Genomic DNA, 13542 nt, shown 5'->3' on the forward strand with positions numbered 1-13542 from the left:
TATTGGCGTATTTCATCAGTGGATTCAATCGACGGATTCAATCAATGATCCCTTTGGCAGGTGGCTTATGGTACAAGCTTATCTTTTTCCGATTGCGTATGCTTTTTTACTGTTTCCGGTCGCAGCCTTCTTCTTTACGCTGCCGTTTCTTATCGTCCAGTACCGGCGATACGGTTATATCAACAAGATCCGGTCCTTCCTCCTGTATCTCATGCTGCTCTACCTCATGAATGCTTTCTTCCTCGTGCTGCTGCCTCTTCCGGCGACCCGGGATAATGCGGCGCTGCCCGGTGGAGACCTGCAGCCGATCCCGCTCTATTTTCTGCATGACATTCTGAAGGAAACGTCCGTGAATCCGGCGCAGCCTTCGAGCTATTGGCATCTGGTGAAGGAGCGCGCGTTCCTGCAGGTCATATTCAACGTGGCCCTGACCGTGCCGTTCGGCATGTTCCTGCGCTATTACTTCCGCACGTCCTGGAGCCGGTGCCTGCTTCTGTCGCTGCTGCTCTCCCTCTTCTTCGAGGTAACGCAGGGCACCGGCATCTACGGCCTGTATGCCCATCCCTACCGGATCTTCGATGTAGATGATCTCATCGCCAACACGTTCGGGGGCATGGCCGGCTTCCTCCTCGCCGCATGGCTCTCGGGGCTGCTGCCGCGCATCGAACGGCTCGATGCCGGCGTCGATGTGGCATCGGGGCGCGTCTCCTACACGAGACGGGCGGCAGCCTTCACGGTAGACTTCGTCATCTGGACCGCCTTCTTGGCGCTGCTGGATTTCTTAAGGGCTCCTTATGCCTTCTGGATCTCCAGCGGCCTCTACTTCATGCTGGTCCCGTACCTCTGGAGGGGACGCACCTTCGGCAAGTGGCTGGTGCGGATACAGCTTCGAGGTACCGGAGGACGCATCACGCTGCCGGCTCTGGTCATCCGGTATGGGCTGCTGTACTGGATTTTCTTCGGCGCAGCTTCCTTCTTGCAAGATTCGGGCCTGCTGAGTACGCTGCCTCCGCTTGTGTCCGTAAGCATCCAGGGGCTGCTCTTCCTGGCTTACGCGTTATTCTTCCTGCATCTCCTCTCCCGCCTGTTCAACCCGGGCTCGCTCCTGTTCTACGAGAAGCTCAGCGCTACTTCGCACCGGATCTACTGGACGGAGAAGCCGATGCCGCAGGAGAACGGGACACCGGCGGATGCCGGGTCGCCTGCAATCGATGGAACGGGGAACGGCCCGCCGCCCGCATAGTACCCCGGGCTCGCCTAGTTCCGCTTGTGTTCCTAACCCAAAGCGCCCTGCCTGACGGAGTTCTCATACCTCCGTCAGGCAGGGCGTTTTGGGTGCAGCATGATTAGTCAGATTAGAATTCGGGCACGACGGTCACGGGAACGCCGAGATCCGGCTCTGCGGTCAGCTGCAGCTCGCCTGCTGCGGCTCCGTGGAGTTCGAAGATCACGAGCTCGTTCGTCCCTTGGCGCAGCAGCGGCCCCGGCACATACAGCGTCTTCTGGGGACCGCGCTCCCAGTATCGGCCGAGGTTGAAGCCGTTAACGAAGACGACGCCTTTGTTCCACCCATCCAGGCGCAGGAACGTATCAGCCGGCTCATCGGCCTCGAAGAAGGCTTGGTAGAACGCTGGGCCGCCCACCGCTTCCCCTTCGCCCATCGGCACGAAATCCAGGCCCTCGAGCGAGTCGAGCGGCAGCGGATACATCGTCCAGTCATACTGGAACTGGTTATCGAGACGCACGCCCTCGGTAATTCCCTTGCGGTCATGGAGCAGCGGACCGTAGTTGATCCGTCCCATGTTCTCGACCAGGATGTCGAGACGGGCTCCTTCGGGCGGGATCTCGGCAGCAATCGGCTGCGGGTTCCAGCGCTCCACGACCCCAGCCGGCGTCCCGTCGAGGAATACCTGGGCCCGGTCCCGCACCTCCTGCACATGCAGCTGCTGGCCGGTGCGCGGGCCGCTCACCCTGGCGGAATACAATACGAAGCCGTAGGCTTGCCCGAGCTTCTCCATCGTCTCCGGGCAGGGGCGCTGTACGGGTACCGAGAGCTTACCCAGTTGCGAGAACAACCCGGCCTTCCCCGTGACCCGGACCGTGCCATAGCTGCGTCGGGGGATCGGGGCGGGGAGATCCAGCTCGCCGAGCGGCACATGCTTCGCCAGCATCTCCCGGACGGCATAATATTTGGCCGTCGGCTCCCCCCACTCGCTGAGCGGACTGTCATAGTCATAGCTCGTGATTGTCGGCTCGTACATCTTAATATGGTTCGCCCCGTTGTAGAACCCGAAGTTCGTGCCGCCGTGGAACATATAAAAATTCACATGGGCTCCCGCCTCCAGCATCTCGCCGAACACCCGCGCGGCATCCGCCGCATCCCGCATGTGGTGCTCTTCCATCCAGTGGTCGAACCATCCGTTCCAGTACTCCATGCACATCAGCGGACCTTCAGGCTGATATTCCCGCAGCTTGTCGAACGATTCCCCGGTCCGGGATCCGAAGTTCACCGTAGCGAACACCCCGGGAACCGATCCGCCCTGCAGCATCGAATCCGTCGGTCCGTCGGAAGTGAACAGCGGCACATCGATGCCGCGCCGCACCAGGCTGTCCCGCAGATGCTCGAGATAGGCCCGGTCGCTGCCATAGCTGCCGTACTCATTCTCCACCTGTACCATCAGGACCGGCCCGCCGTTCGAGATCAGCAGCGGCAGGAGGCGCGGGATAAGCTCGTCGTAATAAGCGTCGACCTTGGCAAGATAAGCGGGATCGGAGCAGCGCAGCCGCAGATCCGGCTCCGCCAGCAGCCAGGCCGGGAGCCCGCCGAATTCCCACTCGGCGCAGATGTAAGGGCTTGGCCGGACGATCACGTGGAGCCCGAGCCTCCCCGCCAGGCGGACGAAGCCTTCCAGATCGGCCAGCCCGTCGAAGACGAAACGGCCCTCCTGCGGTTCATGCAGATTCCAGGGAACATAGGTCTCCGCCGTATTGAACCCGCAGGCTTTCAGCTTCAGGAGCCGGTCCTCCCAGTACTCGGGGACGATACGGAAATAGTGGATCGCCCCGGACAGCAGCCGGATCTCCTTGTCATCCAATAAGAACTTGTCTTTCTCTATCCGAAATACAGCCATGGTTTCTCTCTCCTCAATCCTCTATAAGTAAAATGAGTCGCTCTATGAATAACAATGGCCTGTGAGCCACATCCATCCTATGGAATAAGCAGCAGCTGCGGACGGCTGCCTGCCGTACCGTATTCCCGCGAAGCATAATTGGCATACCCGTCCGCCCCGTAATTCGCCTGGCCGGACAGCCGCAGCGAGATCTTCTTGCCGGCGGATAGAGCGGCATTCACTTGGGCGGTGACGTCGATCTCCACCGGGACTCCGGCAGCCGGCACACTCCAGGAGCCGATCAGGGCCGCTGCGGACGGCCGGTTGTTCCAAGTCAGCGTGCTCTCCCCCCAAGCCGAGTCGCTCACGAGATGGGCTTCATGGGTCATGCCGGCCATGCCGGTCAGCGCCGGCACGAGACGCAGCTTCGCCTGGGTGACCGCTCCCGTGACCGGGGCGAGGTCGAAGCGCAGGTAAGACTGGCGCTGATATCCCGCCGCATCGGACTTGACGACGAGCGAGCCGTCCCCGCCGTAATTCGTGCCCGCATAGGAGCCGTCGCGCACATAAGCATCCGCTGCCGCCGTGATGACGGCCGGCAGGCTGAGCTTCACGAGCAGCGAGCGGCCAAGGGTGCCGCCGGGCTTCACCGTGAACTGCACGGTCGGGCTGAGTCGGGTGACCGTCACGAGCGGGTCGGCCGAGATCACGCCGGCGGCGCTGCGGCCGATCTCGATGTGGATCTCGCCCGTGTTCGCCTGCGTCGGATCGGAGACCGCAATGTTCAGCTCCTTGCCTGATTCGGCTGTGGTGACGGAAGCCTTCTTATCCGACGTAATCCAGGCTGAGCCATCCATGTTGACCGTGGCCGGGGCGTCGCTCCAGAAGTTCGCTCCGACCGCCTTCGCCGCCGTGTCGCGCACCGCTTGAACGGATGTCGTGTTCGACAGCACTTGAACACTCGGGTTCGAAGCATAAGCAGACGTCGCCGCAGCGTCCCGGTTCGGCAGCACAACGTAGGCATAGGAGGCGTTCGACGGGTTGGTGCCGTGGTTGAACGCCAGACTGGCGAACGTATTCGTCACGGCAGACGTGCTCTGCCCGCTGTTGATGAGGCTCCAGCTGCCGCTGCGCTGCTCGCGCAGTCCCTGCACGGCTGCTCCACCGGGGAAGAAATACCCGATCCCGCTGCCAGCCGCCGGGCTTGCCAGATGGGCCCACTGCACGCCGGTCATCGCCTCCGACCAGCCGGCAGCAGCCGGCTTCGCCGTGCCGTTGACCGTCAGGGCGCTGCCTGACGAGACGAGCTTGCGGTTGTCGATGATCGTCTCGACCTTGCGGCCGTCGGCTGCCGTGATGCCTGCGCCGAGGGCCGCGATCCGGTCGCCGAAGAAGAACCACGACTTCTTGCCCGCAAGCGACGAGCCCGTCACGGCGGACATCGAGAAGTCCAGACCGGCCGCCCCGTAGGCATCCAGCAGCGAGCTGCCGCCGGCCCATGACTTCGTCCCCAGGTAATGCTTGCTGTTCACAGGAGCCGCCGGCGCATAGCCGTCAGTCGTCGTGCCCGGCAGACGGAACATATGGACAGTAGGCCAGTAGTTCCCGCTGTACTGCTCTTGATCCTCGTTGTACAGCGAGGTCATCCCCGCACCGGTATACCAGCCCTTGCTGTTCTCGCCGTTGATGTACTCGAACGCCGAGATTCTTGTGGAGAACAGCGAGAGGCCGAAGGCGAAGCCGGGTCCATGGTGCACATAGCGGTCCATGCCCGCGAAGACATGGCTGTAGACCAGCGGGGCCGCGGGGAGGATCGAGCTGTTCCCGAGCAGAGCCTTGATGCGCACGATGTCGTAGATGGCCATGTTGCCGTAGTAATTCGCGAATGTCCTGTCCGACTGAATCCAGGCCTTCGCCAGAGAGCGGAATTCCTGCGCGCGGTCCGCCGGCGCTCCCTCGGCCAGGCGGACGATGGAGACGACCGCCGAGCGGCCGGCGGTATGGTCCTGGGATTCCTGCCGGGAGATGGCTCTTCCCCGCACGCTATCCATCATCGCGCCCTGGTAGATCATCGGGCGGTAAGCTTCGCCGACCCACCGGTACACGTTCGCCAGGTTCGGATCCGTGACCTTCCATGTGGAACCCTGGAGCAGATAGAGCAGCTTGGCCAGGTCGCCGAGCATGACGAGGCCATAGCTTCCGGTGTAGGCTATGTCGCTGTGCTGGACGAAGGAGCCGTCCACGTAGAAGCCGTCGCCGTCCTTCACGTACAGGAACGTCTGGCTCATCGCATCCCGCCCCTGGGCGAGCTTCGCGGCGGATTGGCCGACGACGCCGCGAAGCGCCACGATAAGCGCCTTATCGAGCCGGTTCGCTCCGGTTTCGGTGAGGGTCGGCGTGTTCGTCCGCTTCGTCGGATCCGGGCAGAACTTATCGATCGCCTTGAAATAATTCGTCTTCTGGGCCGCCGAGAGGCTGTCGTACATGAGCACCATCATGTCGCCGAGGAGCAGAGGCGCCCCGATCTCCCAGTCCCACCAGTTGCCCGTCTCGCTCTTGGTTTCGTTGTAAGCGTTCGCGTACATCCAATCGAGAGCGCTTACAATATCGGCAGCCAGACCCGCGTTCCCTTCCAGGGAAGAACCGCCGGTAGCATAAGCGGCCGCCATGCTCTTCAGGCGCGAGTAAGACGAAGTGATGGCAGCGGACTGGCTCCAGTCCGACAGGTCGCTCCATAAGGCGGTCCGTCCCGCCGTCTTGTTCAAGGTGTTCCAATACGTCTGCGCCTGCTCCGTCACGGTTCCGATCTGCGCTGCGATGTCGGGATCCGCCTGATTATAGCCGGGCTCGCCGGTCAGCAGCGCCTTCCATTTGCCGCGCAGCGCATCATACTCGTCCGCCGCTGCCGCCGAAGAGCCCCCAAGCGGCAACGAAGTGAAGAACATACATAATACAAGCCAACCTGTCCATACCTTGCTCCAACTTTGTCTCATGGATCAGCACCGCCTTATGGATGTGTAGGTCTTCATCGTATACGATGCGGCGCAGCTGGGAAGTGAAGGATTCTGACTTCCATGTGCCCATTTTTGTGCACATTGTCGGCGGAAGGCCCCGATGTGCACTATATTGACCGGCTTCTGACTACCACAGCCCGGGGTGCTCCCCTGCCAGGCCGCAGACGTCCTCTCGCCTGTGGCTGTCCACTCCGGAGGAAAGGGCAGGGCTCCTACCCTTTGCGGAACTCTCTCGGTGTCACGCCCACGTACTTCTTGAACACTTTGGAGAAATACGTCCGGTCCGAATACCCGAGAGCCAGCGCCACCTGCTCGACGGAGTCGTCTGCCGACTCCAGCCGCTTCGAAGCGATCTTCATCTTGAGCCCGTTGACGTAGTCGGTGAAATTCTCGCCCGTCAGCCGCTTGAAGTAGCGGGAGAAGTAGCTCGGGTTCATATACAGATGCGCGGCCATGTCCACCGAGGAGATGTTCTCGGAGAGCTGGCGGAGAATAAACTCGTCGATCGCCTGCAGCTTCGGCTCGCGGTGCAGCAGCTCTTCGCGGCTGCGCCGCGAGCCGAGCAGCCTGCGGACGCCGACCCCCAGCACCCCGGCAGTATCCTCGAGATAGAGCGTCGCCTCCAGCACCTCGTAATAGTCCGCCTCCGGCACCTCGCCCGGGATTTGCAGCTCGAGCAGGCGCAGCTTGTGCGAGCAGGTCCGCACCAAATCCCGCGGCTCCACCTGCTGCCGGGCCGCAGCCTCCTTGAGACCCAGCAGGCACGCTTCGATCTCTTCGCCCCCCCCTTCGCGGACGGCAGCCGAGAGCTGCTGCCACTCCTTCTCCAGCACCTCCGCCGGAGCCGGTGGACGGACCGGCTCCCCTGCGGCGGCCCACCCCGATCCGGCAGCAGGCACATGATAGGTTTCGAAGGAGGGCCGCTTGTAATAATGTCCGTACTTTGCCTTCTGCATCTGCCTGAAGGCTTCCCCGATCCCGCCGAGCGGCAGTCTCCCGGGCCCGCAGACGCCGGACAGCTCCACCTGGAGATAGCGTCCGCAGGAGCCCCGCAGCTCGTTCCAGAAGACCTGCATATACTCCCGCTCGTTAAAGGCCAGCGTGGGACGGTAGTTCAGGACGAAGAGCAGCATCTCTTCCTGCCGGAACACGCTGATGCCTTCGTATCCGGCGGCGATCTCCGAAGCCATGTTATACAGGCCGTAGGTGATGGCGGGCAAGTCGGCTGCCCCGTACCTGCCGAGGACGGGCGCGTACAGCAGCCTTCCGATAGCAATAAGGTAGGACGGGTATTCCCAGGAGATCCCGAGCCGCCTGGCATAGGCGCGGACCGCCTCCGGCTCGCTGCCCTGAAGCAGCTGGGCCAGCAGCGTTTCTTTGAGGAGGTCGCGGTTGCGGCTGATGTCTTCCTTGTACGCGAGCCCTTCGAGGCGGACGTCGGTTTCCCGGATGCGGGCGGCTGACCTCCGCAGGGTTTCTTCCAGCTGTTCTTTGGTCAGCTCGTCCTTGATGAGATAGTCGTCCGCATCGAGCACCAGCGCTTTCTTCACATACTGGAAGTCCTCATGGCACGTCAGGAAGATCAGACGCACTTCCGGCTTCAACCGGGCGAATTCCGCCGCAAGCTCCAGCCCGTTCATCTGCGGGAGGCCGATGTCCGTGACCACCAGATCCGGCAGCAGCTCCGCGAACAGCCTGATCGCTTTGGCGCTGGAGTACGTCTGGCCGACCACTTGCAGTCCGAGTCCTTCCCAGTCCACCAGCTGCCGCACATACTTGAGCATGGGCACGTCGTCGTCAATCAGCAGTACTTTGAGCATATCCGGTCCCGTTCCTCCTTCTCTTATCGCGGACGGATGGGAAGCTTCCGCGGTCCCCCGCCCTCTCCACAGCCGGACTGCCTGCCGCGCCCGGCAGCCGGATGATCACTTCAAGACCGCCGGCAGCCGGCAGCCCCACCCGCATCGATACTCCTTCGCCGAAGGTCAGTCGCAGGCGCCGCAGCACATTGTAGAGCCCTACCCGCTCGTAGGAGCCAGGCTGATCCCCCGTCCCCGAACCGAGCAGCCCGTTAAGCTCCTGAAGCCGCTCCGGCGTAACCCCCGTGCCGTTGTCGCGGACGCGGATCTCCACCCGTTCCCCCTCGCGTACCGCCGCTACTTCAATACGCGCTTCCCAGTCCAGGTCGGCCAGGCCGTGCACCACAGCGTTCTCCACGAGCGGCTGCAGCGCCAGCATCGGCATGGGATACGCCTCAAGCTCTTCCGGCACCGCTATGTCCAGCCGGATCTTCCGGTCGCTGCGCATCTCCATAATCTCGGTGTAGTGGCGCAGCAGCGTGGTCTCGCTCCGCAAGGTCGCGAGTTCGCCCGCCTTCATATAAGCGCGCAGGAGGCTCATCAGCGACTCGATCTGGCCTCCGTGCCGGCTATCGCCCTCCACCACAAGCGAGCAGCGGACCGAATTCAGCGTATTGAGCAGAAAGTGGGGCCGGATCTGCGCATACAGCGCCTGCAGCTCGAGCACCCGCTTCTGGTTCTGCTCCTCCTCGATGCTCTCGATGAGCTTGTCGATATCGTCGAGCATCCCGTTCACCGCGCCCCCCAGCTCCCCGATCTCGTCCATGCCTGCTGCCTGGTACCGTACTTTGCGGTTCCCTTGGCCGTACTGCTTCGCCAGCGCCTGCAGCCGCTTCACAGGCAGGTGCAGCCGTCTGGCCAGGAAGACCGAGAGCAGCAGAAAGATGGCCGAGAAGAGGCAGATGAGCAGCGCACTCCAGAAGAAGGTCTGGGAGATCTGCCCGGTGATGCTCTCCTTCGGCGTCTCGTACACGAGCTTCCATCCGCCCTTCGGAAGGATGGTCTCGTTGCGCACCTCATCCCCTCCTGCCAGCTCTGCGGCATACGGCAGCGTGGATGTGCCCGCTACCCTTGTACCGTCGGCGCCGAAGAGCGCGAACGCCCCTTGGCTGAACGGCTCGAACAACCGCTCGAAGTAAGCCGGCGAGATGCCGACCATCAGCGTGCCGAGCTCCTGTCCGGACGGCGTATCGCTGCGGATGACCCTGCACATATAATAGTAGCCCGGACTGCCGGAGGCGCCCCCGTCTTCCACAGAGCCCAGCCACTGCAGGCCATCGGAGACACCGGGGCTGATCCGGCCGCGTACGCTCTCGTAATCGCGCCGCATCTGCTCGGTCCCGCTTCCGGTGCTGCCCGTAATGTCCATATAGGGAACAATGAACCCGTGCCCGTTCGCCAGATACATGCGGATATCCTTATTCACCGACTTCATGGCGATGCCCTCGAAGATTTCCTGAATCTGCATATATCGGCGGTAGCCCGAATAATCGTCGATGCCTACCGTATCGGGGAACGGCCGCAGCTGCTCGCGGACAACCGGATCCCTGGCAAAATAATGGGTCGTATAAGACAAATCGTCGATCAGCTCCGTGATATCCTTCGCCATCAGATCCAGCACGGACTGATTCGTCAGCCGGATCTTCTCCATCATGGCGGTCTTCGTGACCTGGAAGGAGAGCACGGACACGGCCAGGATCGGCGCCAGGATGAAGGCGAGGAAAGACACTTGTATCCGTTTGTAGAATGAGCCCCGCAGCATGCCTCAGCCTCTCCCTTCGTCATCACGCATGCGACTCGAATCTTGTCGAATCGCTACAGCCCCATTATAGCCCGAAAAGCCCGCCGCAGGTAAAAAACTTGTCCCCTCCTCCTTGCCCGCCAGCCCAGGCAAACGGTCTGCCCACTCACGCGGCAGCTCTCCGGCGGCTAAAACCAAAGGACACCGGCAGGTGTCCTTTGGCTGAAGCTTATGCAGTACAGCTGTACGGCAGCAAGCGCAACGCAGCCGTGGGGATGCCGCTGGCTAAAGGTATCGTACGTTGAGCACATGAGCTCCAGACCATCGGGCCTGCCATACCGTCCGCCTGGAGCTGATGCGCTTCCCCCTCGCTTCTTACTTCGTGTTCGCCTTGATGACTTTGTTCGCTTCGTCGACAAGCCACTTCTGCGTTTCTTCCGCCGGCTGGTTGTCCAGGATGAACTTGGCGAAACCGTCCGTCAGCACTTTGTCCAGATCCTTCTCGTACGCTACAGCAATCTTCGAAGCCGGCAGCGCTTTGACTTTCTCGTTGAACAGCGTGCTGTTCAGGGACTCGGTATCGTACAGTTCTTTGTTCGTCCCGATCAGGCGGTCCACCAGCGGTTTCATGTCGCCTTTCTTCCAGCCCGGAAGCTCTGTGCGCGCCTCGGACATGTTCGTGGAGAGGAAGCGGGCGAAGAGGAACGCTTCTTCCTTGTGCTTCGACGAGGCGCCGAGCGAGAGGAACTGACCGCCCATGTATACATCCGTCTTCGCGTCCTTCGAAGGCAGCGGCACGGGAGCGAAGGCGGTTTTGAACTTATGCGGGAATTTGGCCGTGTCTCCGACTTCGCTGATCATCCAGTTGCCGGCGAGGATCATCGCCGCTTTCTCGTTGAAGAATTCGGCGCGGTAGTTCAGCTTCGCCCCGATGACGTCGGCATACGTTTTGGCGGACTTGTCCTCCTTCTCCATCGCTCTTCTCAGGCTGAAGAAGTCGCGGAACGAAGCATCTCCGAAGTTCGTCCCCCCTTCTTCCGTGAGGAACGGATGCTGCATGTACACCTGGGCGGTAGGGTTCATGTAGAGCGTCCAGCTGTGGAAGTATGCGCCGTAGCGCTTCGACGGGCCGTCGCCCTTGTTCAGCTTCTTCGCATATTCGCGGAAGTCGTCCCACGTCCAGCCGAGCTTCGGCACCGGCAGCCCCGCTTCATCGAGCGCATCCTTGTTCAGGAGCACGAAGTCCAGCGTCGTATTGTTCTGGATCCCGTAATATTGGTCCTTGTAGCGCGGGTTGACATAATATTCATCCTCGGGATTCACCTTCTCCTTCGCGTAGAGCTCATCGAGCGGCGCCAGCACGCCCTGTTCGGCTCGGGAGTACAGGTTGCGCAGGTTCGGCAGGAGCACGACATCGACCTGTTCGCCGGAGGACAGCAGCACGTCGAGCTTCTTCATCGTTTCTTCCGAGTTGCCCGGCACCAGCGATACCGGCTCCACTTGGATATTCGGATATTTGGCCTGGAACTGGTCGATCATCTTCTTCGTGACCGCGCCGCTGACATCGTTGTCCCAGTTATAATATTTGACGGTCACCTTCCCGGCTGCTCCGCCAGAGCCGGCCTCTGCGGCAGGGGCGGCCTCTTTGGCTCCGCCTCCGCATCCGGCGAGCAGGACGCCGCAGGCCAGCGTACCGGCGAGCAGTTTCGTGGAGCGGTTGATCGTTGTCTGTGTATGCATATGCATCCCCCTAATGTGCTGAATCTTTACCTTGCAGCGCTTACAAGCTGATTATAAGGGCACTTCCGCCTCCCGGCTGTGCAGTATTCCCGTCGATTCGTGCATTATTTTGACTTATTGTGCCGAGAAGCGCATCCGGTCAGCCTTTCACGCCGCCCAGAGAGATCCCTTTGATCACCTGCTTCTGCAGAATGATGAAGATGATCAGCAGCGGGATGATCGCCGAGAGGGACGCCATCATCAGAACCGCGAAGTTATCGGCATAATCGTCCTTGAAGAGCTGCATGCCGAGCGTAATCGGGAAGAGCTCCCTGTCGAGCAGGAAGATCAGCGGATGCTGGAAGTCATTCCAGGTCCAGATGAATTTGATAATGCCTACCGTTGCCAGAATCGGCTTGCAGAGCGGCAGCATGATGCCCCAGAAGATCCGGAAGTAGCTTGCACCGTCGATCTTCGCCGCCTCGATGAATTCGGGGTGAATGCCGATCATGAACTGGCGCATGAGGAAGGTAAAGTAGATCGAGAACATCATCGTGATGATGAGCGACGCATGAGTATTATACAGCCCGAGCCACTTGATGAACAGGAAGCGCGGCACGAGGGTCGCCTGCTCGGGGATGATCATGAACGACAGCAGGATGCCGAAGGCCAAATCCCTGCCCTTGAACTGCAGCTTCGTGAAAGCGAAGGCGGCCATCGAGGAGAAGATGAGCGTGATACAAGTCACGATCAGTGCAAGCTTCAGGGAGTTGAGATAGAACAGATAGAACGGGATCGATCCCATCCAGACTGCCTTGAAATTGCCGATGGCATTCCACGCTTCGGGTATCCACTGGATCGGAAAGACGAGCACGTCCTTCTCGTATTTCATCGCCGCCGAGGTCATCCAGATCAGCGGGACGAGGAAGATGAGCGAGACGGCGCCCATCAGCACCGTAGCGAGAGCTTTTATAGGATGGATTCGCAGTTGCTTCATACCCGGGTTGCCTCCTTGTGGTTAGTAATGGACGCTCCGCTTCTGGATCTGCCAGGAGATGAACGTAATGAATCCTACGATGGCGAACAGGAGCCAGGAGATCGCAGAGGCATACCCCATGCGGAAATTCTGGAAGCCCTCTTCGTAAATGCGGTACACGATCACCGTCGAAGCGTTGTTCGGGCCGCCGCCGGTCAGGAACGCCACCAGGTCGAACACCTTGAAGGAGCCCATGAGCAGCGTGATGAACAGGAACGAATTCGTCGGGCCGAGCAGCGGCAGCGTGATGCGGCGGAACTGCTGAAGCTTCGAGGCGCCGTCGATCTCGGCCGCTTCATAGAGCTCGTCCGGAATGCCGGAGAGGCCGGCCAGGTAGATGACGATCTGGTAACCGATGCCCGCCCAGATCGCGATGATCGCGATGGACAGCAGGGAATACTTCGGATCGGCCAGCCACATCGGGGGCTCCTCGATGCCGATGCCGGTCAGGAACTGATTGATGGGCCCAAGCGAAGGATGGTACAAAGCGCTCCACACCGCACCGACCGCAATGATCGATGAGATGTACGGGATGAAAAAGGCCACTTTGAAATAGCTCTGCAGGTATACTTTGGAATGAATGACAACGGCGAGCCCCAGGGCGAGAACCATGCCCAGCGGCACCGTAAGCAGGGTATATACCAGGTTGTTGCGGAGCGCGGCGGTAATCTTCGGATCCTGGAACAAGTTCACATAGTTGCCCAGACCAATGAACTTCATGGCGGAGAGTCCGCCGACCAGGTTCCAGTCGCATAAGCTTAAGTAGAGCGAGAAGAACACCGGGAATACGTACAAGACGAGAATGCCTATGAGCTCGGGCCCGAGGAACAGCCAGCCGGTCAGCGTTTCCTTGCGCCGGTTATTCCAGAATTTCGATTCGGCCTTGGGGGCGAGCCCCGCTGCAGCCGCTTGTTTCATTGCCATGCCCTGCCACCTCTTTCTATCGGATTCGTTAGGTTCACTATAAGGCTCCGTGGCCATACCTGCCGCGTCCGATTCTGACCGGATTGTGCACTATTTTGACACGGGCGGCCCCCGAAGCCTTGCGCAGGCACAACAAAAA

At 60.8% G+C, this 13542-nt stretch carries 8 protein-coding genes; 1 reads left to right on the forward strand and 7 read right to left on the reverse strand.

From position 1 onward, the window contains the following. Positions 1-67 precede the first annotated feature (67 nt). Positions 68-1243, forward strand: coding sequence for a VanZ family protein (locus tag O9H32_RS13330; protein ID WP_269866583.1), 1176 nt, complete (start codon positions 68-70; stop codon positions 1241-1243). A gap of 112 nt (positions 1244-1355) precedes the next feature. On the opposite strand, the gene O9H32_RS13335 is transcribed toward O9H32_RS13330, so the two are convergent. The 7 genes from O9H32_RS13335 to O9H32_RS13365 all read right to left on the reverse strand — a co-directional run bounded on the left by O9H32_RS13335 (position 1356) and on the right by O9H32_RS13365 (position 13403). Beyond that, complete coding sequence (locus O9H32_RS13335) at positions 1356-3131, reverse strand: glycoside hydrolase family 35 protein (RefSeq protein ID WP_269866584.1); 1776 nt, start codon at positions 3129-3131, stop codon at positions 1356-1358. Positions 3132-3208: 77 nt separating this feature from the next. After that, positions 3209-6055: a polysaccharide lyase family 8 super-sandwich domain-containing protein gene (locus O9H32_RS13340; protein ID WP_269866585.1), complete on the reverse strand. Its 2847-nt coding sequence runs from the start codon at positions 6053-6055 to the stop codon at positions 3209-3211. A gap of 281 nt (positions 6056-6336) precedes the next feature. Then, positions 6337-7944 carry a response regulator transcription factor gene (locus O9H32_RS13345; protein ID WP_269866586.1) on the reverse strand — a complete coding sequence of 536 codons (1608 nt, stop codon included), beginning with the start codon at positions 7942-7944 and terminating at the stop codon, positions 6337-6339. Further along, a complete protein-coding gene (locus tag O9H32_RS13350; protein ID WP_269866587.1) occupies positions 7922-9745 on the reverse strand; it encodes a sensor histidine kinase in 1824 nt (607 codons plus the stop codon). The genes O9H32_RS13345 and O9H32_RS13350 overlap by 23 nt, the downstream gene beginning before the upstream one ends. A gap of 354 nt (positions 9746-10099) precedes the next feature. Further along, positions 10100-11464, reverse strand: coding sequence for an ABC transporter substrate-binding protein (locus tag O9H32_RS13355; protein WP_269866588.1), 1365 nt, complete (start codon positions 11462-11464; stop codon positions 10100-10102). 139 nt (positions 11465-11603) lie between these two features. Next, a complete protein-coding gene (locus O9H32_RS13360; protein ID WP_269866589.1) occupies positions 11604-12440 on the reverse strand; it encodes a carbohydrate ABC transporter permease in 837 nt (278 codons plus the stop codon). 21 nt (positions 12441-12461) lie between these two features. Further along, positions 12462-13403 (reverse strand): carbohydrate ABC transporter permease, encoded by a 942-nt coding sequence (locus tag O9H32_RS13365; protein ID WP_269866590.1) that lies wholly within the window; start codon positions 13401-13403, stop codon positions 12462-12464. Positions 13404-13542 lie beyond the last annotated feature (139 nt).

Source organism: Paenibacillus caseinilyticus, assembly GCF_027533645.1.
In the GTDB taxonomy this organism is placed as follows: Bacteria; Bacillota; Bacilli; order Paenibacillales; family NBRC-103111; genus Paenibacillus_G; species Paenibacillus_G caseinilyticus.

Bases quoted from the DNA above. Each gene is read 5' to 3' on its own strand.
- O9H32_RS13330 (WP_269866583.1), top strand. From the start codon at position 68: ATGGTACAAGCTTATCTTTTTCCGATTGCGTATGCTTTTTTACTGTTT.
- O9H32_RS13335 (WP_269866584.1), bottom strand. From the start codon at position 3,131: ATGGCTGTATTTCGGATAGAGAAAGACAAGTTCTTATTGGATGACAAG.
- O9H32_RS13340 (WP_269866585.1), bottom strand. From the start codon at position 6,055: ATGTTCTTCACTTCGTTGCCGCTTGGGGGCTCTTCGGCGGCAGCGGCG.
- O9H32_RS13345 (WP_269866586.1), bottom strand. From the start codon at position 7,944: ATGCTCAAAGTACTGCTGATTGACGACGACGTGCCCATGCTCAAGTAT.
- O9H32_RS13350 (WP_269866587.1), bottom strand. From the start codon at position 9,745: ATGCTGCGGGGCTCATTCTACAAACGGATACAAGTGTCTTTCCTCGCC.
- O9H32_RS13355 (WP_269866588.1), bottom strand. From the start codon at position 11,464: ATGCATACACAGACAACGATCAACCGCTCCACGAAACTGCTCGCCGGT.
- O9H32_RS13360 (WP_269866589.1), bottom strand. From the start codon at position 12,440: ATGAAGCAACTGCGAATCCATCCTATAAAAGCTCTCGCTACGGTGCTG.
- O9H32_RS13365 (WP_269866590.1), bottom strand. From the start codon at position 13,403: ATGGCAATGAAACAAGCGGCTGCAGCGGGGCTCGCCCCCAAGGCCGAA.